The sequence below is a fragment of the Neobacillus bataviensis genome (assembly GCF_019969725.1).
On the sequence record NZ_JAHXYW010000003.1, the window covers coordinates 221,762 to 248,175 of the forward strand.

27 protein-coding genes and 1 riboswitch are annotated in these 26,414 nt (G+C 39.4%); of the genes, 7 read left to right on the forward strand and 20 right to left on the reverse strand.

Annotation, left to right across the window (positions count from 1 at the left end):
* Positions 1 to 290: 290 nt before the first annotated feature.
* On the forward strand, positions 291 to 1,496 hold the full coding sequence (locus LC455_RS09460; protein ID WP_223590908.1) for a nitrate/nitrite transporter: 1,206 nt from the start codon (positions 291 to 293) through the stop codon (positions 1,494 to 1,496).
* Between the two features lie 57 nt (positions 1,497 to 1,553).
* Here LC455_RS09460 and aspA read toward each other — a convergent pair whose 3' ends face one another.
* Complete coding sequence (gene aspA / locus LC455_RS09465) at positions 1,554 to 2,984, reverse strand: aspartate ammonia-lyase (RefSeq protein ID WP_223590910.1); 1,431 nt, start codon at positions 2,982 to 2,984, stop codon at positions 1,554 to 1,556.
* A gap of 36 nt (positions 2,985 to 3,020) precedes the next feature.
* On the reverse strand, positions 3,021 to 4,025 hold the full coding sequence (locus LC455_RS09470; RefSeq protein WP_223590180.1) for an asparaginase: 1,005 nt from the start codon (positions 4,023 to 4,025) through the stop codon (positions 3,021 to 3,023).
* A 184-nt stretch (positions 4,026 to 4,209) separates the two neighbouring features.
* Between LC455_RS09470 and LC455_RS09475 the strand changes: the two genes are divergently transcribed.
* The gene (locus LC455_RS09475) at positions 4,210 to 4,566 is read left to right on the forward strand and encodes a helix-turn-helix domain-containing protein (RefSeq protein ID WP_223590182.1); all 357 of its coding nucleotides are present in this window, start codon (positions 4,210 to 4,212) and stop codon (positions 4,564 to 4,566) included.
* Positions 4,567 to 4,595: 29 nt separating this feature from the next.
* Here LC455_RS09475 and LC455_RS09480 read toward each other — a convergent pair whose 3' ends face one another.
* Positions 4,596 to 4,796: a hypothetical protein gene (locus LC455_RS09480; protein WP_223590184.1), complete on the reverse strand. Its 201-nt coding sequence runs from the start codon at positions 4,794 to 4,796 to the stop codon at positions 4,596 to 4,598.
* Positions 4,774 to 6,534 (reverse strand): phosphomethylpyrimidine synthase ThiC, encoded by a 1,761-nt coding sequence (gene thiC / locus LC455_RS09485; RefSeq protein WP_223590185.1) that lies wholly within the window; start codon positions 6,532 to 6,534, stop codon positions 4,774 to 4,776. Before thiC ends, LC455_RS09480 begins: the two co-directional genes overlap by 23 nt.
* A gap of 148 nt (positions 6,535 to 6,682) precedes the next feature.
* Positions 6,683 to 6,796, reverse strand: a riboswitch (TPP riboswitch).
* Positions 6,797 to 6,959: 163 nt separating this feature from the next.
* Here thiC and LC455_RS09490 point away from each other — a divergent pair.
* Together LC455_RS09490 and LC455_RS09495 are read left to right on the forward strand one after the other, a co-directional pair.
* Positions 6,960 to 7,139, forward strand: a complete 180-nt coding sequence (locus LC455_RS09490) for a small acid-soluble spore protein H (protein WP_223590187.1) — start codon at positions 6,960 to 6,962, stop codon at positions 7,137 to 7,139.
* Positions 7,140 to 7,467: 328 nt separating this feature from the next.
* Positions 7,468 to 8,205: a spore coat protein gene (locus tag LC455_RS09495; RefSeq protein ID WP_223590188.1), complete on the forward strand. Its 738-nt coding sequence runs from the start codon at positions 7,468 to 7,470 to the stop codon at positions 8,203 to 8,205.
* Positions 8,206 to 8,274: 69 nt separating this feature from the next.
* Here LC455_RS09495 and LC455_RS09500 read toward each other — a convergent pair whose 3' ends face one another.
* From LC455_RS09500 to LC455_RS09515, 4 genes are all read right to left on the reverse strand, one after another.
* Positions 8,275 to 9,000, reverse strand: coding sequence for a DUF475 domain-containing protein (locus tag LC455_RS09500; protein ID WP_223590190.1), 726 nt, complete (start codon positions 8,998 to 9,000; stop codon positions 8,275 to 8,277).
* Between the two features lie 144 nt (positions 9,001 to 9,144).
* Positions 9,145 to 10,353, reverse strand: coding sequence for an MFS transporter (locus LC455_RS09505; protein ID WP_223590192.1), 1,209 nt, complete (start codon positions 10,351 to 10,353; stop codon positions 9,145 to 9,147).
* Positions 10,354 to 10,505: 152 nt separating this feature from the next.
* On the reverse strand, positions 10,506 to 10,979 hold the full coding sequence (locus LC455_RS09510; protein WP_223590194.1) for a hypothetical protein: 474 nt from the start codon (positions 10,977 to 10,979) through the stop codon (positions 10,506 to 10,508).
* A 121-nt stretch (positions 10,980 to 11,100) separates the two neighbouring features.
* Entirely contained in the window at positions 11,101 to 12,066 is a 966-nt protein-coding gene (locus LC455_RS09515) for a helix-turn-helix domain-containing protein (protein ID WP_223590196.1), read from the reverse strand.
* Positions 12,067 to 12,250: 184 nt separating this feature from the next.
* On the opposite strand from LC455_RS09515, the gene LC455_RS09520 reads away from it, so the two are divergent.
* Positions 12,251 to 13,558 carry a M20/M25/M40 family metallo-hydrolase gene (locus LC455_RS09520; RefSeq protein ID WP_223590198.1) on the forward strand — a complete coding sequence of 436 codons (1,308 nt, stop codon included), beginning with the start codon at positions 12,251 to 12,253 and terminating at the stop codon, positions 13,556 to 13,558.
* 84 nt (positions 13,559 to 13,642) lie between these two features.
* On the forward strand, positions 13,643 to 14,188 hold the full coding sequence (locus tag LC455_RS09525) for a flavodoxin family protein (RefSeq protein WP_223590199.1): 546 nt from the start codon (positions 13,643 to 13,645) through the stop codon (positions 14,186 to 14,188).
* Between the two features lie 41 nt (positions 14,189 to 14,229).
* Here the strand turns inward: LC455_RS09525 and LC455_RS09530 are convergent, their stop codons facing one another.
* From LC455_RS09530 to LC455_RS09540, 3 genes are all read right to left on the reverse strand, one after another.
* A complete protein-coding gene (locus LC455_RS09530; RefSeq protein ID WP_223590200.1) occupies positions 14,230 to 14,556 on the reverse strand; it encodes an antibiotic biosynthesis monooxygenase family protein in 327 nt (108 codons plus the stop codon).
* 28 nt (positions 14,557 to 14,584) lie between these two features.
* Positions 14,585 to 15,109, reverse strand: coding sequence for a DinB family protein (locus LC455_RS09535; protein WP_223590202.1), 525 nt, complete (start codon positions 15,107 to 15,109; stop codon positions 14,585 to 14,587).
* Between the two features lie 69 nt (positions 15,110 to 15,178).
* Positions 15,179 to 17,542 (reverse strand): polyprenyl synthetase family protein, encoded by a 2,364-nt coding sequence (locus LC455_RS09540; RefSeq protein WP_223590203.1) that lies wholly within the window; start codon positions 17,540 to 17,542, stop codon positions 15,179 to 15,181.
* A 149-nt stretch (positions 17,543 to 17,691) separates the two neighbouring features.
* Between LC455_RS09540 and LC455_RS09545 the strand changes: the two genes are divergently transcribed.
* Positions 17,692 to 18,237, forward strand: a complete 546-nt coding sequence (locus LC455_RS09545; RefSeq protein WP_223590204.1) for a GNAT family N-acetyltransferase — start codon at positions 17,692 to 17,694, stop codon at positions 18,235 to 18,237.
* Between the two features lie 41 nt (positions 18,238 to 18,278).
* On the opposite strand, the gene LC455_RS09550 is transcribed toward LC455_RS09545, so the two are convergent.
* The 9 genes from LC455_RS09550 to LC455_RS09590 all read right to left on the reverse strand — a co-directional run bounded on the left by LC455_RS09550 (position 18,279) and on the right by LC455_RS09590 (position 26,275).
* Positions 18,279 to 19,070, reverse strand: coding sequence for a J domain-containing protein (locus tag LC455_RS09550; protein WP_223590206.1), 792 nt, complete (start codon positions 19,068 to 19,070; stop codon positions 18,279 to 18,281).
* A 127-nt stretch (positions 19,071 to 19,197) separates the two neighbouring features.
* On the reverse strand, positions 19,198 to 20,067 hold the full coding sequence (locus LC455_RS09555; protein ID WP_223590208.1) for a cation diffusion facilitator family transporter: 870 nt from the start codon (positions 20,065 to 20,067) through the stop codon (positions 19,198 to 19,200).
* A 298-nt stretch (positions 20,068 to 20,365) separates the two neighbouring features.
* A complete protein-coding gene (locus LC455_RS09560) occupies positions 20,366 to 20,983 on the reverse strand; it encodes a nitrite reductase (RefSeq protein ID WP_223590209.1) in 618 nt (205 codons plus the stop codon).
* A gap of 27 nt (positions 20,984 to 21,010) precedes the next feature.
* Positions 21,011 to 23,431: a heavy metal translocating P-type ATPase gene (locus LC455_RS09565; RefSeq protein WP_223590211.1), complete on the reverse strand. Its 2,421-nt coding sequence runs from the start codon at positions 23,429 to 23,431 to the stop codon at positions 21,011 to 21,013.
* Positions 23,432 to 23,515: 84 nt separating this feature from the next.
* Entirely contained in the window at positions 23,516 to 23,722 is a 207-nt protein-coding gene (gene copZ, locus LC455_RS09570) for a copper chaperone CopZ (protein WP_223590212.1), read from the reverse strand.
* A 15-nt stretch (positions 23,723 to 23,737) separates the two neighbouring features.
* Positions 23,738 to 24,058 (reverse strand): metal-sensitive transcriptional regulator, encoded by a 321-nt coding sequence (locus LC455_RS09575; RefSeq protein WP_223590213.1) that lies wholly within the window; start codon positions 24,056 to 24,058, stop codon positions 23,738 to 23,740.
* 189 nt (positions 24,059 to 24,247) lie between these two features.
* Positions 24,248 to 24,418 (reverse strand): multicopper oxidase domain-containing protein, encoded by a 171-nt coding sequence (locus LC455_RS09580; RefSeq protein ID WP_223590215.1) that lies wholly within the window; start codon positions 24,416 to 24,418, stop codon positions 24,248 to 24,250.
* Between the two features lie 387 nt (positions 24,419 to 24,805).
* Positions 24,806 to 25,783, reverse strand: a complete 978-nt coding sequence (locus LC455_RS09585; protein WP_223590217.1) for a ring-cleaving dioxygenase — start codon at positions 25,781 to 25,783, stop codon at positions 24,806 to 24,808.
* A gap of 93 nt (positions 25,784 to 25,876) precedes the next feature.
* Complete coding sequence (locus tag LC455_RS09590) at positions 25,877 to 26,275, reverse strand: DoxX family protein (protein ID WP_223590218.1); 399 nt, start codon at positions 26,273 to 26,275, stop codon at positions 25,877 to 25,879.
* Positions 26,276 to 26,414 lie beyond the last annotated feature (139 nt).

The window sequence follows — 26,414 nt, forward strand, 5'->3', positions numbered from 1 at the left end:
TGAACTTTCTCCATTATTCCATAAAACAAATGAGCAGAAATTAATTGTGTTATATTTTCTAACATGAAATTTTTAGTAAAAATTCCTTGTCAGGATACCTTACATATTTTCTGACAAGAGGAGTTGTGTCCCTCTATGCTAAAAAAAGCAAATGATTGGGAGGTAAGGGCATGAAAAAAACAATTGGGATTATTTCATTTTTATTTTTGTTAGGAAGAGTGATACTTTCAAAAAAACAGAATATCGGCTGGTAAGTGAAGCTTAATTAAGTTAGAAAGGGGTAATGAATGATGAAATTAACGGATTTAAAGAAGAGCGGTCATGCACCGTCATTGTTGGCATCATTTTTATACTTTGATGTTAGTTTTATGATTTGGGTCATATTAGGGGCACTAGGAGTCTTTATCACAAAAGATTTTGGTTTATCGCCCTCTCAGAAGGGGCTAATTGTTGCGGTTCCTATCCTCAGTGGCTCCTTTTTCCGTCTTGTCCTTGGCGTCTTAACAGATCGAATTGGACCTCGTAAAACGGCGATAAGCGGAATGCTCGTCACCATTATTCCTCTAGTGTGGGGATGGTTATTTGGACGAACATTACCAGAGCTTTATTCAATCGGAATCCTCCTTGGTGTTGCGGGTGCAAGCTTTGCGGCAGCGATTCCGATGGCGAGCCGTTGGTATCCACCCCAATTACAAGGCTTGGCAATGGGAATAGCCGGTGCTGGTAATAGTGGAACATTATTTGCGACGCTGTTCGGTCCGCGAATCGCGGAAAATATCGGCTGGCATAACGTGATGGGATTGGCAATCCTGCCTCTTTTAATCGTTTTTATCCTATATTTCATAATGGCCAAGGATGCTCCTTCCCAGCCGACAGCAAAACCGATTTTTGAATACTTCAAGGTGCTGAAACAACGGGATACCTGGTATTTTTGCTTGCTTTATAGTGTCACCTTCGGTGGATTTGTGGGATTATCCAGTTTTTTAAGTATCTTTTTTGTGGATCAGTACGAGTTATCAATCGTGACCGCGGGAGATTTCGTGACAGTGTGCGTGGCTGCAGGTAGCTTTTTCAGGCCAGTTGGCGGATACATAGCCGATCGGATTGGCGGCGGCCGTTTACTGACATTCTTATTTATCGTCGTAGCACTATCGATGTTCGGCGTAAGCCAGCTTCCTTCTATTTACCTTGTGACTTCCATGTTGTTTATCGGCATGCTTTGCCTTGGGATGGGAAATGGGGCGGTGTTTCAATTGGTGCCGCAGCGGTTCCGGGAAGAGATTGGCATTGTTACCGGTATTGTTGGGGCCGCCGGCGGGATTGGTGGATTTTTTGTACCAAATATTCTTGGTTCACTTAAACAAATTTCCGGCACCTATTCAACCGGTTTTATAGTGATTGCCGGGATCGGAATAGCTGCCCTTTTAGTGCTCACACTTGCCCAGCTATCATGGCGCAAGGCCTTGTCTCCTAATGAGGCATCTGTCAAAATGTGATCGTCAAAAAAAAGGTGCCTGATACCCTCCAAAAAAAGAGAGTTAGGCACCTTTTCTTTAGTCTCTATCCAGCAAGGCCGCCCCTGCAATCCCTGGGTGGGTCATCTCGTAAGGATCAAGAATTAAATCAAGCTCTTCTTCGGTCAATACTTGATATTTTAAACATAAATCACGAATTGACGCACCGCTTAGAATCGCCTCTCTGGCAATTCTTGCTGCCGGTTCGTAGCCAAGATGTGGATTTACGGCAGTAATTACCCCGGCGCTCTTTTCCACATACTCCTTTAAGCGATCTTCATTTGCTTTGATCCCTTTTAGACAGTGTTCCGTAAAGGCGCGGAAGGCATTATTCATGATGCTGATCGACTGCAGCAGGTTGAAAACCAACACCGGCTCCATCACATTTAATTCAAGCTGGCCTGCTTCTGAGGCAAGGCAGATCGTATGATCATTTCCGATTACTTGGAATGCGACTTGGTTAATCACTTCCGGCATAACCGGATTCACTTTTCCTGGCATGATGGAAGATCCTGGCTGACGGGCAGGCAATTGGATTTCTGCCAAACCCGCACGAGGGCCGGATGCCATAAGGCGCAGGTCGTTCGCGATTTTAGACATATTCATCATACAAACTTTTAAAGCGGCAGAAACTTCGGTATAGGCATCAGTATTCTGGGTGGCATCCACGAGATGCTCAGCTCCAACTAATGGCAGCCTGCTGATTTCGGCAAGATATTTGACCACTTGTTCAATATAACGGGGATCGGCATTTAATCCGGTTCCAACAGCGGTTGCGCCCATGTTCAATTCATATAAATGCTGGCGCGATTGCTTAATTCTCTTAATGTCCCGTTCGATAACCCTTGCATAAGCTTCAAATTCCTGGCCAAGGCGGATTGGCACCGCATCCTGAAGATGGGTCCGTCCCATTTTGATAACATGATTGAATTCTTGAGCCTTTTGATGAAAAGCACTATGCATCACGTTCATGGTTTCCAGCAGTTTTTCAAGAAGGTTTAATACGGCAATATGAATGGCAGTCGGAAAGGCATCGTTTGTCGATTGCGACATGTTCACATGGGTGTTCGGGCTGCAATGAAAATAGTCCCCTTTTTCTTTACCCATTAATTCGATGGCGCGGTTGGCAATGACCTCATTGACGTTCATATTAATCGATGTCCCGGCACCGCCTTGAATCGGGTCAACAATTATTTGGTCATGCAGCTTGCCATCCATTAATTCTTCTGCAGCCTTAACGATTGCCTCGCCAATGCCGGAATAAAGCTGTTTAACATCCATATTTGCCAATGCTGCCGCTTTTTTCACCATCGCCATTGCTATTATTAAGTCTTCATGAATCCGGTAGCCCGTAATCGGGAAATTTTCGACTGCCCTAAGCGTTTGAACACCGTAATAGGCGTCAGCCGGCACTTCCTTTGTTCCTAAAAAATCCTTCTCAATTCGGACATTTCCATTGGTCGTTTGCATAGTGGACATAGTATCTCTCCTCGATTTTAAATGACATTATTCTTCTTTATCAGAATTGATCGTTAAATCTCCTGCAAGAGGCGTTTCAATGATTTTTTTGACCTCGTCTAAACTTTCCGATTGCCCAAGGGCCCACATCAGCTTCGCGACAATCGCTTCTGTGTTCATATCCCCTGATAAAATAACGTTATGTTGGGCTACCTTCCGGCCAACTTCATAGAGCAGCAAATCTTCCCCTTCTTCCAGGCATTGGGTCGTAATGACGACCGCCACCCCAGCTTCGGTCAACTCTTGGATTTTTGAAAGAAGGTTCCGCCCTTCAAAAGGCAATCCCCCGTTACCAAAGCTTTCTATTATAATCCCTTTATATAATCCTTTTAAACTATCAAAAATCTCTGGTTTGGTTCCAGGATATAATTTCATTAGAAAGACGTCGGTGCATAAACGAGTGTTAATAGAAACCTTGTGTGTGACTGGTGCTGGTTTCCATTGATATTTTACATCCTTGTCATTCACAAACGCAACATATGGGTGATTCACACTTTCAAAAGCATCATAGCTTTTTGTTCGCATTTTAACCGCTCTTGTACCAAGAATGACTCGGCCATCAAAAACGATAAAGACTCCACCAATCGTTTCACAGGCAAACCGGATGGCGTCGGCGACATTTTTTTTCGCATCGGTTTTTTTGAAGCTGATCGGAACTTGTGATCCTGTTAAAACAACCGGCTTATCAAGTCCTTGAAGCATGTAAGAAAGCGCAGCAGATGTATAGGCTAATGTATCAGTTCCATGTGTAATGACAAAACCGTCATATTCTTGATAATAATTATGGATGGCTTGGGCCATATCCACCCAATGCTCTGGCTGCATATTCGTGCTATCAATATTCATTAAGATTTTACTATCAATTTTTAAATCATAGGAGGTAATCGGGCAATAATGAAGCAATTCCTCAGCGGATAGCCCTGGGACGAGTCCCTCATTTCCTTCAACGGATGCTATAGTCCCTCCGGTGGCAAGTAATAAGATTTTCTTCAACTGTATCAGCTCCATTGAGTGAAAAAATAGTCTTTTATTCGCGTAATGCGTATCTACACTTTCATTATAGAACTAAAATAGGATAAATCAATAGTTTGTACTCGAAACGCGTACATTTTTCTATTCGAGTCTATAATTCTATGTTATAATTTGAACAATATTATGAAAATGGAGTTGGAGACGAATGCTGGATCGTTTATCCGAATTAAGAAAAGAACGAAAATGGTCGCTGCAGGAAACCGCTGATCAATTAGGTATTGCTAAAAGTACTTATGCAGGCTATGAGTCAGGATACCGGGAACCGTCCTTACTCTCACTAACACAAATTGCAGAATTATTTGATACGACTGTTGATTATTTGTTGGGGAGAACAGATGAGTTGCATCGGATGCAGACTTCAGTAGAAATCACAACAGCCATTCATACCCCATCTCCCTCTCTTTTGATTGATGGGGAACCATTAACAGCAGACGAATTAATCGACTTTATCGCCTTTATACGCTCAAAAAGAGACTTAAAATTAGAAAAAGGCCCAGCATGAAAATGTTGAGCCTTTTGTTTCTTACTCTATTAATAATAGGTGCTTTCAGCGAACCCACACTTATGGCATTTTCTCATTCCAGGGGTTTCCAAAAAAATATGCTTACAATGGCGTTGAATGGATTCTATTCTACCTTTTAAAAAATGAATATTTTGGTGTAAATAATCAATTTCTTCTATTAATCTATTTACTTCATTGGTAGGAGTATTATTGGTATATTTTTGATCCATTGAAGATAAACTCCTCCGCTTTTTTCTTCATACCTGCATTCCTTTCTTCATCTTCCTTTGCCATCCCCCGGATTTCATGGGAAATTTTCATCGAACAAAACTTTGGACCGCACATGGAACAAAAATGCGCTGTTTTGGCCCCTTCAGCAGGGAGCGTTTCATCATGGTATTCTCTTGCGCGTTCTGGATCTAATGATAGGTTGAATTGGTCCTCCCATCTAAATTCGAAACGAGCTTTCGATAAGGCATTGTCTCTCATTTGGGCCCCAGGATGGCCTTTTGCCAAATCTGCTGCATGTGCCGCGATTTTATAAGCAATAACGCCATCACGGACATCATTCTTATTGGGTAAACCAAGATGCTCCTTTGGTGTCACATAGCATAGCATGGCGGTTCCAAACCAGCCAATCATTGCGGCGCCAATAGCGGAAGTAATATGGTCGTATCCGGGAGCAATATCGGTGGTTAACGGCCCAAGTGTATAAAAAGGTGCTTCTTTACAGATTTCCATTTGCTTATCCACATTTTCCTTAATTCTATGCATCGGAACATGGCCGGGGCCTTCAATCATCACTTGCACATCATGCTTCCAGGCAATATCCGTCAATTCACCTAAAGTTTCAAGCTCTGCAAATTGCGCTTCATCATTGGCATCGGCAATGCTGCCAGGACGCAGTCCATCCCCGAGGGAAACCGAAATATCATATTGCTTTAAAATCTCGCATATTTCTTCAAAATGGGTGTAGAGGAAGTTTTCGTGATGGTGGGCCAGACACCACTGCGCCATAATAGAACCACCACGGGATACAATTCCTGTTGTCCGTTTCGCTGTCAATGGAATAAAACGTAACAATACACCAGCATGAATCGTAAAATAATCGACCCCTTGTTCTGCTTGTTCAATCAAAGTATCGCGATAAACTTCCCAGGTAAGATTCTCAGCAACTCCATTCACTTTTTCAAGAGCTTGATAAATAGGCACCGTCCCAACCGGCACCGGGGAATTGCGGATAATCCATTCTCTTGTTGTATGAATATTTTTTCCAGTTGATAAATCCATGATTGTATCTGTTCCCCAGCGTGTTGCCCAAGTCATCTTTTCAACCTCTTGTTCAATCGAGGATGAGACAGCTGAATTCCCAATATTGGCGTTGATTTTTACATGGAAATTTCGTCCAATAATCATCGGTTCAGTTTCAGGATGGTTGATATTGGCTGGAATAATCGCTCTCCCGCGGGCAACCTCATCCCTGACAAATGCAGGCTCTACATTTTCACGAATCGCGATAAACTCCATCTCAGGTGTGATGATCCCTTTTTTCGCATAATGCATTTGGGTAACATTATGACCTTTTTTGGCACGCAAAGGTGATTTGTTTATGTTAGGAAACCATTCAAGATTGGCCCGCTCGTCTTCAACACGGTAGCCATTGTCTATTGGCATTATTTCTCTTCCCGCATAGTTTTCAACATCATTACGCTCCAAAATCCATTTTTTGCGTAATGCGTGAAGCCCTTTCCTTATATCAATAGGATGGTTCGGGTCTGTATAAGGCCCACTAGTATCATAAACTCGAACAGGTGCATTTTCTTCTTCTCCATAAGTTGTAACCGTTCGTGACAACTGGATTTCTCTCATCGGCACCTTAATATCAGTTCTTGATCCCTCAAGATATACTTTTCTGCTTCCAGTAAATGGTGATTGTAATTCGATGTTTACGTTTGCTTCCTTTTGCATTGTAACTTCCTCCTAAAAATGATAGATTTTGCAATCTAGAAGTTACAGCATAGTCCATAAATGGATGACAATAAAAAAAGGCTCTGTTTGAAAACAGAACCTGATTAATCGTCAAAAAGTAGCGGCGCATAATAGAAAAACTCGAGTGACGCCTTCGAAACTACTTCCCTACGCTGGTATGATCCAGATCAGGTTCAAAGGGTCAAAGGATTTTATGCATCCTTCTCTCAGTCCGAGCTATCGGACCCCCCTAGTAGAACTAACAACAATATATTGTTTTATAACTTACATATAATTAATAACATAATTTTAACCATAAATAAAGCTTTTTACATTACTCAACAATAAATTTTTCCATTCATAAGAATAAACCCTTCGTTTATTACAAATACTCTTGTAGTAAAAAACGAAAGGAGGTTACTCATATGGATGCACAACGCGCACAGGAAATATGTAATTCACCACAAATGGAAAACGTGACCTATAACGGTACCCGTATTTATATTGAGCATGTGGACCAGCAAAGTGGAAAAGCAACCATTCATCCGCTGGACGAACCAAACAATAAACAAAGTGTTTCCGTTACCAACCTAGTAGAACAATGATGAAACGAAAGCAGTAAAGAAAGTTTTACTGCTTTTTTATTTATCCCCCCAACAGTCCTATTAACTTCCGCCTAACACCTTCATTTTTTTTAACCGCAAGCTGATCGAATATCAGTAAAAAATTTTTTTAAAACCCGATTTATAAGCAGGATACAAGCACAAACAAAGTATGTCCATCTGGGTTCTGGCCTTGTATCATACTCTATCATCTGCCTATTTTCTCTTAATCTTTGAAAAAAAGGCTAATTTATTAGGACAACGTCATTCCATGACACATATAGATGCAGTGTTAATATAATTTATAAAATTTACAGGGGGAAAACTTATTATGCATAATGACATCATGAAATACTTTATTGGGAAAGTAATAAAGGTCAATCGTGGCGGCCCAGAATCCAGAATCGGGAAGTTAATGGATGCCAGTGAAGATCATGTTGCTCTTTTCACGGAAGACGACGGTCTCGTTTACTATAATACCCAGCATATTAAAAGCTTTACCGATAACATGAAGGGCGAAATGGAATTTAACATCGTGGTTCCAAATGATATTCAATATAAAAAAGCAGATAACTTCTATAGCTTACTGGAATCATTGAAATTTCAATGGGTCAAAATTAATCGCGGGGGCCCGGAGAAGCTTGAAGGTGTATTAAGTGATGTCCATCCAGATTATATTTCTTTGATTAACAAAGAGGAAATTGTCCGCCTGGCGATGTTCCATATCACAAATATTAGCTATGGCCTTAAAATTGAAAATGCCCAAGATCAAAAATCGAATAACCAGGCTTCAAAACAATCGAAGCAATCAAACAAACAAGAGGTTTACCGATCCTCTAAATCAGAGCGACAAGACGTCTCTCAATATGAAGCCGAAAAAAAATCATATTCAGATTCGAAGAAATCAAGTCAACGTGTTATAAATTATAGTCAAGAGGAACCTTTAACACTAGAGGAACCTTATGAAGAGGAAGTTATAATGGAAAGAGCGGATGATGAAGATGTATCTTTAAATGAATTACTGTCCTCAATGGAGAAGTATTTACGAAAGGTCTCTAAGAAGGAGTAACAACTATTACCAATAGATTAACAAATCAATTAATAGCAGGGTAATTGCTACCCTGCTCCATTTTTGAAATTAGATTATTCTTTCCGAATTGCTTCGGAAAAAATGAATGATAAAGGTTCCCATGAATACTGCTATTAAAATACTAAAGAAAATTAATTCATCGAGATGGAAACCGAAGGCAGCAGCAATCATTTTAATGGCAATGATCGCTATTAAAATAAAGGCCGTCGTTTCCAATTCCGGTACTTTTTCAATTAAGGTTAGGAATAATTGAGCGACACCACGCATCATTAAGATCCCTAACATTCCTCCCAATAGCAGCACCCATACATGATTCGAGACACCGAATGCGGCAATAATACTGTCAAAGCTAAAGGCAATGTCCATAAGCTCAACGGTTATCACGGTTCTCCAAAAGCCCATTCTTCTGCCTTGGATTTCGCCTTCATCTTCATTTTTCTTAATGAAATTTTGAAAGACCATCCAAAGGAGATAATGACCGCAGACAATTTTGATCCAAGCAATATTGATTAAGGAGACTCCTAACCCTATCGCGATAACACGAAAAAAATAAGCACCAAAAATCCCATAGAATAAGGCTTTCTTTCGCTGATGTTTTGGCAGATGCTTCACCATAACGGCTAAGACTAGTGCGTTATCGGCCGAAAGCAGACCTTCCAAAATGATTAGAGTTCCAATAATCCCCCAACTTGCAGGATTAGAAAAGACCGATCTTAACGCATCTAGTGATAAAAAGGTATGAAAACTATTAAATATTTCATGTAAGAAACCCATCCGCTTGTCCTTCTCCTTTATGTCTAGTTATTTTCAAAAAAATTTGGACTTATAATCTAAATGTATGTCCACCCATTGATTATATGAACCAAAAAAATCCCCGGATCCATAAAATGGATCCGGGGATTTTTTTGAAAAAACCTCCTATTTACTTGATACAGCTTTTCTTTTCAGGGTACTATTCAACTCATTGCTATTCCAATAAGCCATTACCATTGCAACTAATAATAAAAGGCCCGTTAACATAAATACACTTTGTACAGGGAAAATGCCTCCTATTAATCCACCGATCAACGGTCCCGTCACCCCGCCAATTTGGGTAGCTGTTTGGTTTAAACCGAAGGCTCTTCCGCGGAAATCCTCTGTTGTCGACTTCACAACCAAGCCATTTAAAGCTGGGAAAACAGCACAGAAGAAGATTCCAGACACAAAGCGGATCAGCGAAAATCCCCATAAATGAGTGAATAGAACCTGGCCGATGGTGAAAATTCCGCCACCTAGCAGGCCTATGAAGAGAACTTTCTGAAATCCAACTTTATCTGCCCATTTTCCCCATAAGGGAGCAAACAGCGCACTTGCAATCCCAGGCAGGGAGAAGACAATTCCTGCCAGTATTGAAGTGTTATCGGCAGAACCGCTCAGTTTGACGATATACAAGGGCAATACCGGTTCAATCGTCAGCACTGAACATGCAGTAATGACGGTTATAATTAAAACAAGCATGAAAGGACGGTTCTCCAAGGCTGTTTTAAAATCATTTTTGACAGAGCCGCGCTTCTTGCTTGGTTTAAAATTTTCCTCAGTTACTAAAAAAATGATCAAGATTGTCGCGAAAAATACAATAATCCCTGCGCTCGCAAATGCCCAGCGGTTTCCTACTAATTCAGCCATTCCCCCGCCGAGCAATGGTCCGACAATTCCACCGGATGCCGAGGCGGAAGAAATCATCGAAAGTGCATATCCCACTTTTTCATTAGGCGTGTTGGTTCCAATCAAAGCAATCGCACCAGGAATGAACCCACTTAATAATCCCTGTAGGATGCGCAGCACCAAGATTTCATATGGATTTGTGACAAAAGCCATTAACGTATATATCACAAACAAGGCAAATCCGGCTCGAATGATCATCGGTTTTCTGCCATATTTATCTGCCACACTCCCCCAGAACGGAGAGGCAAGGGCACCGGCAAAAAAGGCCGAACCGAATAACAGACCTGACCACATTTCAGTGTGATCGTGTACTCCAATTTGAAGTAAAAAAATCGGCAAAAAAGGTATGACCATGGAAAAACTTGCTGATGTGAAAAAAACTCCGATCCAGAGCACCCACAAATTTCGTTTCCACCTTAGCATGCTGTTCCATCTCCCAAAAAGATATATTTTTCCAATGTGCAAATTTAATATTGTAATAATATCACAAAGTTCATTTATTTTCATTCTCGAAATATTTGATTTTAGAAATAAAAAACACCCCGAGTGCATGATAACACTTGGGGCTACATGGATTATTCATTATTTCTAATCATTTCATTCACTGTTGTTTTCATAGAATGGATGACTGTTTTTTTGTACTTCACTGCCAAAATGAGGACCCTTATTTGTTGAGATCGGGATAATTCATGGAAACGGGGCTCTTGCTTCAAAAAGGATCGCACAATAGACCAGCTTTTTGGCATTAAGGGAAAATCATCCAGAGGTTGTTTCTTTCGGATACGATAATACCAGGAGGCGATTCCAGGGGATGTGCTTTTATCAACTATACATGGTGCATAGATACTTTTTGTATGTTTCCGAAGATTTTCGAATCGATCATGCCCGCTCACAATGATATAACTGTCGTCTTTCCGATTTTTCCTAACAACCAAAACAAACATGCAGTCCCACATAAATCTTTGAAGCTTCTTAATGTGCTCCGTTATTTTCATTGATAAATCGGGTTTGATCTTGTTCAAGGGTATATACTGTACCGTGAACTTCATTAGCATCCCCTCCTTACAAATGGAAGCAACTTCGGTAACCTCAAATCATTATATGTAGGAACTGGGCTCATGTTTCATTAAGGGAGAATCTTTTCGGTAAATGAATGTCCCTTTAAGCTTTTTAGCCTTCATCCGGCAGTATATCCCCTGCCCGGCAAATCATACAAAAACCAATTCCGTCTGCAAGCTTTCTTGCTCTTCTGTCTCTATTGGTGTCTGGATTTCGAACCTGCACGGTCTCGATGATTTGGTCCCAAAAAGGGATTCGCCTTTGCAGTCTGTTAATGGTTTGCCTTAGGAGGTCAAGGTCAATCTCTTGCCCTAATCCCTCAAAAAATCGATCCTCGATATCCCCGCCTGTCAGGGGCCTTCCTCCAGCCTTCAAAATAAAGTATAAGATCCGAAATGCAGTCGGCTCGAGCGAGATCGGTTGATGCTTACCAAAATAAAGATGAACTCCATCATCCATGCTGCATAAAACAACCTGTTTAGCATCCCAATTATTTTCAAGAATCAATTGGACTTTTTCGTCCGAAATGTATTCTTCCTTTTCGGCAGCAATTTTTCGATAGAATCTGTTATCGAACATTTCTCCAATTGCCTCCAGCATTTCGCCGCGATATCGGCCAACCAGCTTTTCATCAAAATCTATGTACGGATTTTCGTTGCTGGCCTCTAATTCAGTTAATGCCTGCCTGGCAATAAAAATCCCGCAATTCGCCATAAACATATTCGCGATCATCTCTTGGGATTCATTTAATCCTTCCAAATCAGAACCTGCTAACGCCCGCTCAAAATGGAATAGAGCATCCGTATACATTTTCTTTCGATATAATAAGTGCGCCAGCCGGTAATTTGCTACCGGATGATCTTTCTGAAGAATGACAGCTGCCTTTAGATACCGCTCTGCCACTATAGGGTCAGGCTTGGCATTCATTTTAAAATGTTCTCCAAACCTTACATACAAAGTAACTAAAGCCTTTTGAGCGAATTCAACCGCCTCTCGATCACGCATGTCCTTCGCTTCTTTTAATTTTGCTTTCATTTTCTTTTCTTCCTCGTAAATCCATAAAAGCTTGTGCGGCATCTCTACTATCTCTCCCTATTTAACTGTGACAGGGTGTCACAATGGAATTTATATAATCAAGTTGTTCCACTAGAGTAAATAGGAATTCTCGAAAACACAACAAAATTCCTTCTTTCTAGCGTGACGGGGTGTCACACCGGAAAATATACAATCCATTTATCATAACAAAAGGAGATGGTTTTGAATGAAAAATCAAGAAATTTTATTAGCGAGACATGGACTTATGAAAAAGGATTTAGCAGAAAAAAAGGAAACTTTTGGGACCAAGCTTTTATCTGAAACTTTGAATCTAATGGTTAAATACGGTCAATCCCTAGATACCCTTCCGGAAAAAGAATTTATCACTCTTTTAAAGGAAGCGTCAAGGATTGTTGATGGCCCTGGAAGAGAAATGTTAATCAACCCTCTTTATTCAGATCTTCCGCTCACCATGATGGACCCCTATATACGTGGAATGGTCTGCTGGATGAATGAACTGGGTATCTATTCGATTTGCAGCTGTGATGGACATGGAAATGGCCGCGCAAGAATTGACCTTTTAAAGCACCTTTCGTTTTCACAGATGAAGCTGATCAAAACGGCTGCACCTGTAGGGATCCGGTTAAAAATAGAAAGAAAATCTGTTTTTCTCTACTACAAACGGATTGGAAGTTTATTAGATTTTGCTGAAAACCTATATAGAGTATTTAAATCGCCGGAGTACCTTAAAGACCTTGAAGCGTTTCACTTCAAACACCGGGTCATCGAACTGTTAAATATTCCTGGAGTCAGCCAGGATGAAAGGAAAATCAGGCTGTATCTTAAAAACAGATTATCGCAGGTCACGGATTACATGTACCTCGATCGAAAAGGAAATCTGCTAGCTTACAAATACTGTGGAGACGGACCAACCATCCTTTTATCGGCGCATATGGATACAGTGGAGGAAATCGCATTGGACCGGGAAATCATTGAGGAAGGAACGATTTTAAAAAGTTCTAAAGGCATTTTAGGAGCTGATGACCGCGCCGGAATAGCTGTTATCTTGGAACTTCTGGCTAACATTCAGCAAACGCATTTCAACGGTACCATTAAAATTGCTTTTACCGTGGAAGAGGAAATTGGCTGTATTGGGTCCCAAAATATAGACCGGGATTTCCTTGAAGATGTGGATGGAGCGATTGTCATTGACCGGAGGGGGGAACGGGATATTGTCACTTCCTTCGCCAATATTGTTCCCTTCTGCCCGGATGAATACGGACAGCTTTTTGAAAAAGCAGGACAGCTGGCAGGCATGGAGGATTGGAAAATGACACCGGGCGGATTAAGCGATGCCAAAGTATTTGCGGAATTCGGCATCCCTTCTGTTAACCTTTCAGCAGGTTATTACCATGAACACACCGATAGGGAATCCTTGAATTATAAAGCGGCATTTGAAACCTACCAATTGGTGAAGTCCGTTCTCCACAATCAATTAATCAAAAGGGTTGAAATGCCTCTTTTAAAAAATTAATGAAAAATCAACATTCTCGATTTTTCCTTTCTGATACGATATAGTTATCTAACAAGTTATTGGATTTGAAAGGAGAAATATGGGATGTCTATCGCAGTAATTTATGGGGGAACCCGCCCAAAGGGCAATTCTGAACTCTTGACGGATCATGCGGTGCAAGGAATAGCAGCCGAGAAAGTTTATCTTAAAGATTATATTATCAAGCCAATCGAAGATATGCGGCACTCCCCAGAAGGATTTCAGGACAGAAATGATGATTATAACTCCATCATCGATCGGCTTCTGCCGCATGATATCATTATTTTCTCTACACCCATTTATTGGTATAGCATGTCAGGAACGATGAAAAATTTTATTGATCGCTGGTCCCAGACACTTAGGGACGCCAACTATCCTGATTTTAAAAAGACCCTGTCATCCAAAAAAGCTTATGTGATTGCTGTTGGCGGCGATAATCCTTACATTAAGGGTCTGCCGATGATTCAACAATTTAAGTATATATTTGATTTTATGGGGATTGAGTTTGGCGGATACATTCTTGGGAAGGGATCCCAGCCTGGTGATGTATTACAAGACAAAGAGGCATTCTTCGCTGCTTCCCAATTAAATAATGGTTTGAAAAATCTATAAATTTAAAGGGCTGATTTCCAAAGGAATTCAGCCCTTTTTCCTTACATTTCAAAAAAGCTATGTCTTTCCACTTTACAAACTCGGAGAGAAAAATTTTTATACCATTCGCTTTTCCCTCTTGCCTGTGCAGCTCTGTGTTCAACATCGTCCTTCCAGCTCTTGATGGCTTCCAGCGAGTCCCAATATGAAACAGTGATGCCCAGTTCCAAATCACGTGCGCTTTCCACACCTAAAAATCCTTCATGTTGGGAGGCTAATTCGAGCATTCTGTCGGCCATTTTTCCGTAACCATTATCGCCTTCTGTCCGCTGTGAAGCAAAGATCACAGCATAGTATGGCGGCTCTGGAGTTTTTGCAATTCGGCTCATTTTCAGTCCACCACTCCTGTTAATAAATTTACTTTTTCAATATGCTTAAGTACTCTTTCCACGGCCCAACGTCAGTTCTGTATCTTTTAGCCATAACCCGTACAATTTGGGCAATGTGAGTTAAATCATGAACAACCCATGTAGAGAGCAATTCTCTTACTTTCACAAGACCAAGATCAGGGTGTGACCCTGTCAATTCAAGATGGATATCAGGATTAATTAGCCCCAGGAGTTTTTGTATATTTTGTGTTCTCAATGTTTTAAATTCAAGCAACCTTTGTTCAATGGTCCTTTCGAAGTTTTCATTTATGTGTGAAAAACGATCAAAAGGCGGGAAGGATTTATTAGATCCTTCCTGAAGAATAAATTCCAATCTTGGTACCCAATTTATCTTTTCTGCCTCAATAAGATGCTCAATTACTTCAGAAACATTCCAGGTTCCTTCGCCTTCATTGCATTGCAGCCAATCATCAGATAAACCAGATAAAAAATTCTCCAAAGTTGGAGGAGTCCGCTCCAGAACTTCAATAGCTTCTTTCATACTAAAATTCATATCACCGCTCCCTTCATAGATTTATCCAGTGAGACACTTAACAATTAATCTCTTTCGAAAACATTACCTCTAATGATCCCTGTTCACAATATAGTTCAACAAATGTTTCAAAAAAGAAGTTTTTCGCGGCACTTCCTGCAGCACTTCCATCGCCAGACAATAATGTTCCCACATCGCTTTTTTCGCACCTTCGATCCCTAGGATCGATACAAAAGTGGAATGGTTATTTTCCACGTCTTTACCAATGGGTTTTCCGAGTAAATCCAAATCCCCTTCAACATCCAGCAGGTCATCCTTAATCTGAAAGGCTATGCCGGCATGACGGGTGAATTTTTTCAATGCTTCCCTTTCATGCTCCTTAGCTTTCGCGAGTATGGCAGGCATGATAAGGGAAGCTTCGAAGGCAATCCCGGTTTTGTAAAAGCTCATCAAATCCAATTGTTCGAGCGTTAGTGGCTTCCCTCTTGAATCCAAGTCCATCGCCTGGCCCTTACACATATCGGCTGTCATTTGCGCTGAATATCGAATCAAATTAAGTACCGTTTCAGAATCAAACTGGTTAAGAGATGTTTGTTCCTCGATCGCCTTTTGCGTCAGAAAAAGACCGGTTAATTCGGCAATCGCATTGTTATATACCATGTGAAGCGTTTGACGGCCCCTGCGAATGGCGGCATTATCCTGTGCAGGAAGATCATCAAAAATAAGAGACGCCGTATGCATATATTCCAAGGATTTCAAAAGGGGCACGATGGCCGAAGGATTTAACCCATATTCGTTGACACCCATGACCCAAGTCATAATGGGTCTTAAACGCTTGCCATCACCTTCAAGACTATAATTGGCAGCATCAGTGATGGGATCTTTAGGTAAAGAAGCATTTTCGGGTTTAGTGATATATAAAATACTGTTGATCTGATTGCGAACAGTTTCGATCGTATCTAAAAAATCTTCCTGCTCTTTTCGTTCATTTTTCAACATGGTCATCATATGGTCCCGAAGCAGTTTATCAAAGAAATCGACGTCATCGGCTTTACGGACCATTTTTTGAATAACACGATTGAAATTCGGAAATCCAGATGCGAATAGCTCCATCACTTTATGGTATTCTTCGCTCCCCTTCCGTTCTTTAAATCGTTTTAGCCCATTTATCGCCCGATCTAAAATCACTTCACAGGTCTTGGGGTCTGAATGATACACGTTATGTAGTAAATGGGAAATGACCGCCCAGTATAATTCAAACGGATTGATTAGATCGGGACGCTTATCATGATATTTCATGAAGTAAGTATAAGGTGTTACCGCCCCCTCCTCCATGTCCTCAAACATATCGGCAAAATCATCAGCAAGCTGGTTGTAAATGCCGTAAAAGAATGTCCGGCTTTCAAAGCCCGCATCCTCAGGAGCACTGATCACGGAACGGACAATCAATCGGGAAGAAGACGATTTTAAGATGATCGGGACATAAAGCTCTTCATTGGTGTATCTGTCATAAGATAATTTCTTTTCACGATCTACTTCCTGGGAATGAAAAAAAACAAAGGCCTGCTCGAAAAAATGTATTCTATTATCTGGCCGCTGGTGTGCCTTTATCGCCTCAAAGGCATCGCGGAGTTCTGAATGAATAAAACGGATCAATTCTGCGTTATCTCCCGTCCATTTCCCCAATTCCGGCACATTGCCTGTGATAAGAGTGCTCCGAATCAAATTAGAATATTGCTTTTTTTCATCCGCAGACAACACTTTGGCATCGAGAAGGTCGTCAATGAAGGGATAGGTCAGGCCATAGGCATATCCAAGTCTAATCGCATGATCGAGTCTTATCGAACGTTCTTCTGGCGAAAGTTTATCGTCCATCTCTTCAAACTCGTGCATCAGCACCCCAGCAATAATTTTAATAAGCTTTCGCTGGGCATTTTCAGCATCCAACCCATCTGGAATATTGGAGGATACAATCTTAAGTTTATTGATCAGCCAGATAATGGCAGATTCAATGCCTTCTTTCTGAGCCCAGCGGTACAACCCGGCCATACTGAACATGTCGGTATTGTCTTTCTTTTTGGTCAGATGACTTTTTAAATTGTCAACGACACTACGAACTCTTTTCTTTGTTTCGGTTGAGTCCAGGGCTTTGCCGAGATCGCGCATGTAAAGATAGGAAATGCTCCGGTCCAGATAACGGTCTAGTTTGCCTGTGTAATGGAGCCATTGGATATAATTGTAGTACCCACTGGGACCCGTTTTTTTTCGTGAAAATAAGGAAAGGAAGGAATGGTGATGGATATGGTTTTGTTTCCATGATTGGATGTCATTTATTAGGATAGGGACAAAGGTCTTTTCTGAGACCAGAACATATAGCGTTTTAAAATAACGAGCAGCCTTCTCCTCTGCGCGCTGATAACATTCCTCTTCATTAATCATTAGCTCCACTTTCATACTATATGATCCCTCAACTTAATTCTAAATTCTAAATCTACAATTATATTTATTTATTCAAAATCAATTATAATTATTATACTATACGAACCCATTGTGATTCTTTAATATTTAGTAAGGAAGGAAAATTATGTTTGGAGGACGTCTAAATGATTGCTATTCAAAAAGAATTTACTATTAATAATTTAAGATATATTGTACGTTCTGCAACTGAATCCGATGCGCAAAGTTTATCTGAGGTTCGATTGCAGATTGATGGCGAAACAGAAAATTTAGACCGCGAACCAGGTGAGGCCTACATCGATGAAGCAGGTTTTAAACAGATTATTAGAAATGATACCGAGAGTTTGAATAACCTGTTTTTAGTGGCTGAGGCAAATGAAAGAATCGTAGGTTTTTCAAGGCTTGTAGGGAATAATCTAAAAAGAACCTCTCACAAGGTGGAATTTGGTATTTGTGTACTGAAAGATTTTTGGGGATACGGGCTCGGTAAAAACCTTTTAAGCGAATCGATTTATTGGGCAGACTCCAATAATATTAAGAAAATAACGCTGAATGTCCTTGAAACCAATGAAAAAGCGATCGAGCTTTATAAAAGATATGGGTTTGAAGTGGAAGGTGTATTGAAAAAGGATAAAATTCTATTTGACGGGAACTACTATAATACCATTGTGATGGGAAGGTTTAATGAATAGGAAACGAAACGCTCGGCAGCCTAATCCGAGCGTTTCGTTTCCTATTGTTCTTCTATACCAGTTCTATAAAGATCATAGTCTGTTTTGACGAAATGAAAGGCAGCCGCGTTTCCGCCTTGATCTGGATGAGTAATTTTCAATAGTTTTTTAAATCCTGCTAAAACTTCTTTCTGACCTGCCGTTTTTGAAAGTCCTAACTTTTGACGATAATCAAGTGTTTTAGGCGGTACAAGGGTTTGAGTTTTTTCAACTTCTTTTTTCCCCACTTTAGAAAGCTCTTCTCTTAATTTTAATAATTCATTCCGTAATTCCATGTTTTCTTTCAGTACTTTTCTGGTTTCTGTTTGTAGTTCATTTATTTCATTTTTTAGGCTGCTATTTTCTCTGTTTAATTTGTCCCGTTGCTGAATCAACGTTTTTATGGAAGTTTGATGAAGTTCTTCAATTCCTTTAAGTTGGTCATCCTGAACTTTTATTTTTACTTGCAAATCACGGATGGCCTTATCCTGATCTGAGGATCGAGTTACATGCGGTGAAAGGGTTTCCTTTGATATGTAATCTGTTATCTGGTCTCTATTTCCAACCCTCTGTATCTTGCCTTCATTTAGCCAGCGTTGAACAACGTGGAGACCAGCACTAGCGGAAACACCTGCATCCTTTAACAGGTTAATAGCTTGATCGGTATCATCTAGGATGTATTCGGTTTTCCGAGGTCCTATTTTTCCCTCGTATTTAATTTTTCGCTCCCGCAGCCAGCGCTTCACCGTTTGAATGCTAATATCGTCTGGAACTCCTGCGTTTTTTAACAACTCAAAAGCTTGATCAGTATTCACATTGAACCTCCTATCCCTCTTTTTCTAAAAAGACAGGCTAACATAATAGTAATAGAGTCCCTTCACAATGTGAATGGCTCATTAAGACTATTCGATGTTTGGTTCATTTGGATTAATTGTATCGAATTTAACTTGGCTCTACATGGACATGAACATCATATACACCATGGTCTTCCATCATGATTTTTTCAACATAGGTAGCTATATCATGAGCTTCTTTAATACCGAGAGTAGAATTAACAAGAATCACAACATCTATTACTTCATTATTCCCATAGTTTCTTCCTTTAATTTCTTTTACTCCTTTTACGCCATCCAATTCTTTGATGACATTGTTATATAGATGGATTTTATCTTCATCGAAACCGTCCGATAGTTCAAGTGAAGCTTCTCTAAAGATGTCCCACGCGGTTTTACATATTAATAGTCCTACAACAATAGCAGTTATGCTATCTAGCCAAGGCATATTTAATTGTGAACCCAAAATACCTATAGCCGTTCCTATACTTACCCAAGCATCGGAAATGTTATCTTTTGAAGCTGCCATTACGGCTTTGCTATTAATCTTAAGAGCTAATTTCTTGTTGTAAAGATAAACAAAATACATGACTAGCGCCGAAAAAATACCTACATACGCTGCCAAAATATCCGGTGATTCTTTTGTCCCTAGAAAAATTGAGGTACCTGCCTCAATTAACACTTCAAGACCCACCGCAGCCATAATAAAGGAAGCAACCATTGACGCAATCGTTTCACTCTTCCGATGTCCGTATCGATGGTTTTTATCAGGGGGTCTTTGAGAAATCTTGAGTCCAATGAGTACAGCAATAGATGCGATGATATCGGTTGTATTGTTCAGACCATCTGCTTCTAACGCATCGGAATTGCTTATGTATCCAATTACTAGTTTTAAGATTGATAGACATATATAGGCTATAATACTAATGATGGCTCCACGTTCACCTAATTTAAGGTCATTATACTTTTCCTGTTCCATCCTAGATCCTCCCCTTGTAGCACTAGATTAGGATAACAGCTAAAATAGAGGTGGGTCTAGAGCAATCTTTTTGCATCGTTTTATATTAATAAGGGAGATGCAAATATGTTGCACAAGAGAAAATTTCACCTGCGGAATACACTGCTATTAGGGATGCTATTTTGTGAATTTTTCCCAATCCAGATGGAATGTATGAAGGGTACTGAAGTAACTATTGGTAGGAATTTCATATATGCAAACGGACAAAAAATAAGTCTAGCCAAAAGCGCTAGACTTATCTTAAATGTTAGAAATCGTGTTAACTTATTAATTGATTTTTGCCTATTCGTTTCAAAAATTTATGGAATGTCTCCCGTTTTTTGCCCAATTCCGAATATAAAGCGATTATCTTTTCTACAACATCGTATAGTTCCTCTGGTGTTAGATTCTCCATTAACAGGAAACCCACTTCAGCATCTTGCCCTTTTGCTTTTCCTCCGACATATAAGTTATAGTGTTCTCTAATTTTCATAATACCGATGTCGCTTAACATTGGTTCTCCACAACCAATAGGGCATCCTGTATAAGCAACCTTAAAAGTAAGAGGGACAGGTTTACCAGCTATAAGACGATTTAATTCTTTCGCCACTGGCATCCCTTCTTCTAATTCCCCTTTGCAAAAATTACAGGTCATCAAACTCTTTACGAAGTTTCCGACAGGATAACATTTTAATCCAACATTTTTGAATTCTTCCATGACTTCAGATTGTTTTTCTTCAGGAATTTCAATATAAAGTTGTTGAAACGTTGTTAACTCTAGCTCCTCATTTTCATCGATATATTTTGAGATGGTTACAAGTTGTTTCGCATTAAGTTTTGCCCCAAACCCTATTCCTCCATTTATGGCGATCTTAACCTTTTTACCGTCATTCACCATATAAACTTCTCCCCTGTTCTAAATTATTTATTTAGATAGCTTAACTCTTTGAAGACGCAAAGCATTTAATACAACTGATACTGAACTAAAAGCCATAGCAGCTCCTGCAAGCCATGGAGCTAAAAGACCCACCGCTGCAATTGGGATTCCGATCACATTGTAAGCAAAAGCCCAAAATAGATTTTGCTTAATATTTCTAATGGTTTTCTTGCTTATAATAATAGCATCTGTAATTGTATTTAAATCCCCACTTATTAAGGTAATATCAGCAGCTTCCATAGCCACATCCGTACCTGTTCCTAAAGCCATTCCAATATCAGCGACAGCTAAAGCTGGGGCATCATTAATTCCATCTCCGACCATTGCCACTCGTCTTCCTTCTTTTTGAAGTTTGTTGACTTCCTCAGCTTTCCCTTCCGGAAGCACCTCTGCAATTACATGGTCAATGCCAACTTCTTTACCAATCGCCTCAGCAGTCCTTTTATTGTCACCGGTAATTATAACAACGTTAATATCTAGTTCTTTTAACCTGCGAATTGCCTCTTTTGATGTTTCTTTTATGGTATCTGCTACGGCTACAATACCGATATAAATTCCATCAATGGAAACTAACATTGCTGTTTTTCCGTTATCTTCAAGGCTTTCCATTGTTGATATTGCTTTTGAAATATCAATATTTTCCCTTGTCATAAGCCTTCTGGTTCCTATTAATATCTTTTTGCTGCCTACAACAGCAGTTACTCCATAACCAGGAATAGCTTCAAATTCCTGAACATCTTTGAGAGTAATGCCTTTCTCTTTTATCCCTTGAACAATGGCTTGAGCTAATGGATGTTCAGATTGATTTTCAGCAGAACCTATAAGGGATAAAAACTCTTTTTCCTCCATATTTTCATGTAAAATAACATCTGTTAATTGTGGAGTTCCTTTTGTAACCGTTCCTGTTTTATCTAAGATTACTGTATCAATGTGATGGGTTGTTTCAAGATGTTCTCCACCTTTAAAGAGAATACCGAATTCGGCAGCCCTCCCTGAACCAGCCATAATGGATGTAGGTGTCGCAAGACCTAGTGCACAAGGGCAGGCGATTACTAACACAGCTATTAATTTTTCTAAAGCTGCTGCAAAGTCCCCTGGACTAATCCAGATATACCAAATCAGGAATGTTATAATAGCAATCCCCACAACAATTGGGACAAAAATTCCTGAAATTTGATCCGCTAGGCGTTGTATCGGTGCTTTTGAACCTTGTGCCTCTTCAACAACTTTGATGATTTGTGCTAAAGCTGTTTCTCTACCGACTTTTGTTGCTTTAATTTTTAAGAATCCATTTCTGTTGATGGTTGCACCAATGACTGAATCGCCAACTGTTTTATCAACAGGGACACTTTCGCCTGTTAACATGGATTCGTCAAGTGCTGAACGTCCTTCAACAATTTCACCATCCACAGGTACTTTTTCACCTGGTTTAACGTAAACAATGTCACCTACTACGACTTCTTCGAGGGGTACTTCTTTCTCTATTCCATCACGGACAACAACCGCTGTTTTAGCCTGTAAACCCATTAGCTTTTTAATGGCTTCTGATGAACGACCTTTTGCTTTTGCTTCAAATAGTTTCCCTAATATGATTAAGGTAATCAAAATTGAACTTGTTTCATAATACAGTTCAACCAAATGACCATGAGAACCTATTGATTTAATGGTCTCATACAAACTATAAAAATAAGCCGCTGACGTTCCTAATGCGACAAGAACATCCATGTTCGCACTCTTATTTCCTAAAGCTTTATAGGCTCCAACATAAAACTGCTTACCGACAACAAATTGAACTGGTGTCGCAAGTGCTAATTGAACCCATGGATTCATTAAGAAATCTGGAAGGTAAATAAAAGACATAAAGGAAAAGTGACTAACCATTGCCCATAATAACGGCAAGGAAAGGATTAACGAAAAGATAAATTTACCCTGCTGATTCTTTATGGCTTTAAGGCGGTGATCCACATTTTCTTCTTTCTCTTCCTTTGGTAAAGCCCCATATCCTAATTTTTCTACTCGTTTAATAATATCTTGTGGACCAATTAAGGAAGGGTTATATTCAACTGTTGCACTTTCTAATGCTAAGTTTACGGAGGCATTATCGACACCTTCCAGTTTATTTAATCCCTTTTCAATTCTTGTCGAACAAGCTGCACAGGTCATTCCTGTAATATCAAATTCCTTTTTTTCCTTTACGACATCATATCCTAAATCCTGAATTTTCTTTTGGAAATCCTGGTCTGATACCACTTCAGGATCATATTTAATGGTTGACTTTTCAAGGGCTAAATTAACATTCGCTTCTTTTACGCCCTCCATTTTATTGAGACCTTTTTCAATTCTTGTTGCACATGCAGCACAGGTCATTCCTGTAATTTGAAAATTTGCTTCTTTTACTTCATTACTCATATAAAATCACCTCTCCTATACTGGTGGGGGGTATATTTTTTTGTTAAAGATAACGTGCTTTTCAAAGCACGTTATCTGTTTATTCTATTCAACGTCATAGCCTTGGTCATCAATTGTTTCTTTGATTGTACTCAAGGAAACTTCTGATGGATTAAATTCTACATCAACATTTCCTTCTTTTAAATGAACTTTTACGGATTTCACACCTTCTAATTCACCTACACTGCCTTCAACAGAATTGACACAGTGACCACAAGACATTCCATTTACCTTTAATGTTACTTTTTCCATTTATAAACACTCCTTTTATTTTTTCATTAATTTTTCTATGGTTAAAAGCACTTCATCTAAAACTTCTGTATCTCCCTCGTTAATTCGTTCCAATACACAAGTTTTTAAATGCCCTTCCAGAAGAATCTTAGCCACACTGTTCAATGCGGACTGTGTAGCTGCAATTTGAGTAATAACATCATCACAGTAAGTGTCTTTTTCGATTAACCCTTTTATTCCACGAATTTGACCTTCAATTCGATTTAAACGAGTAACCAAATTTTTCTTCACATTATCGGAATGATGGCTTTTTCTTTCTTCAGGAAGGTGGCAATCATGATTCATGTTTTGATCCATTATTATCGCCTCCACATTTACATTATACTATACCCCCCTATCCTATGTGAAGGAATTTAGAAAAATTTTTTTTTTGGGCTGAGTCAATGTAATATCGTAAAATTCCCACTTCTAAACGAAAGGTTTAGGAAGGAAAGGAAAAAATCATTAGGAATTTTCCTCCTCACCCTAGATAAATCCCAGTGTATTTTACCTAGCTAACCTTATCACCTCAGCATGATGCAGTTCGTGGCAGTGGAATAGCCATGTCCCTAATTCAATAGTAACGAATTGGATTTCATATGTTTCGTTTGGTTTTACATTTAAGGTATCCTTTATCACTTCAGAACCCGTGAATGATTTCTCATGTCTTGATAACACTTTTTTACCTTTAATTTATTACAATTCATTAAGAATTTTGATTTGGGAGACTTTCTTGTCGCGGGAAATGAAAATATTCAGTCCTTTATCTTTTCTTATCCAATATAAAAATCTTACATTATGGGTATACTTTCTTGTCGCAAAAAAACGACAAGAAAACTCCCAAATAGCTTTAAAATGTTGATTCAAAGGCTTTTTTTTGGGAGACTTTCATGTCACTGTACAACAGTTATATTGCTAATACTTTTTAACCGGCTCCCCCACTTATGGAATTCAACAAAGTCATTCGAATAGAAATCAAAATTTTACTGTATTATGAACAAAAAAATAGAACCTACGCAAGGTTCTAGATGAATAATAATATCAGTTTCGTTGAAAGTGGTTTTTTTATTCTTTGATAAATTCCTTTGTACTTCTCACTGTATCAATTGGGCGAACTAATTTTTCTATTGCTGCACGTTTAGGCTCTAAGAATGGAGGTAAAGATAATTTTTCCCCCAGTGTTTCATAAGGTTCGTCTCCCATAAACCCAGGACCATCTGTAGCGAATTCAAATAAAATTTGCGGTGCCACTCTTGCGTATAATGATTCAAAAAAGTGACGATTTACATAACCGGATGTATGGAAACCAAAACTACTCATTCGTTCAATCCATTCTTCTAAAACAGAGCGATCTTCTACACGGAATGCCGCATGATGAACCGTCCCAAAACCTTGTTGGGAGTCAGGAAGAACGGCATTATATTCTACAATGACCGAGGCACCATTCCCGCCTTCCCCCACTTCAAATAAATGGAATGATCCTTCTTTATTTGTCTCTTTAAATAATAGGACTTTTTCCATCATTTCTTTAAAGTAATCAAAGTTCGCAATACGGATAAAAACAGGTCCTAAACCAGTAATTGCATATTCCAGTGGAATTGGACCTTTTTGCCATGGTGTGCCAGATTCCACCCCTTGATTGAATTCATCTGAAATCAATTGATATTGTTGATCGTCAAAATCAATGAAAGAGAGGGTTTTCTTGCCGAATTGCTCTTTGATTCCAGTATGTTTTACTTCTAAACGATCAAAACGTTTTACCCAATAGTTTAATGCTTCATCACTCGGAACACGGAAAGATGTCTTTGAAATCTCGTTAGTACCATGTACTCCTTTCGGAATGCCGGGGAAATCAAAGAAAGTCATGTCTGTGCCTGCGCTGCCTTTATCATCTGAAAAGAATAGATGATAGGTTTGAATATCATCTTGATTGACCGTTTTTTTAACTAAACGCATACCTAAAACATAGGTGAAAAATTCATAGTTCTTTTCTGCACTGCTAGTAATAGCTGTTACATGGTGTATTCCTTTTAGATGGTTCATTATATATCCCTCCTGGATTTATATTAAAATTAATTTTGTTTGTAGTTAAAGTTCCCCTTTAAGGGGAACAGGTCTCGTAAAAGACCATATTTATTAGAATAAAAATGCATCTAAAGCATATTGACCGGGACCGATCAAAGCTATACCTATCGCAACTGAAAGCAAAGTTAAGTTGTATTCATATCCATTAGCTGTTGACCATAATCCATTCGGGGCATGAACCTTAATAATCGCCATTAACATAGTCCCCGCTATCAAAATTCCTGCAAGTGGAGTTAAAAGCCCTAATGCAAACAAAATTCCACCAATAAATTCTGCTAACCCTGCGAAAAGAGCCATTGTTACTCCTGGTTTCATGCCAATAGATTCAAACCATCCACCGGTTCCTTTCAATCCATAGCCACCGAACCAACCAAACAATTTTTGAGATCCGTGTCCAATGAACAAAACTCCAATTACCAAACGAATGATTAATAAACCAATATTTATCATCTTAAAATCCTCCTAATTTTTATCTCGAATTCGAGATATAACTTTAAAAAAAATGCACTTTTAAAATTTATTCTTTACTTTTTTCAATAGATTCACCAATGTCTCTGCCTCATCAGAATTTAATGATTTTTTGTCATTT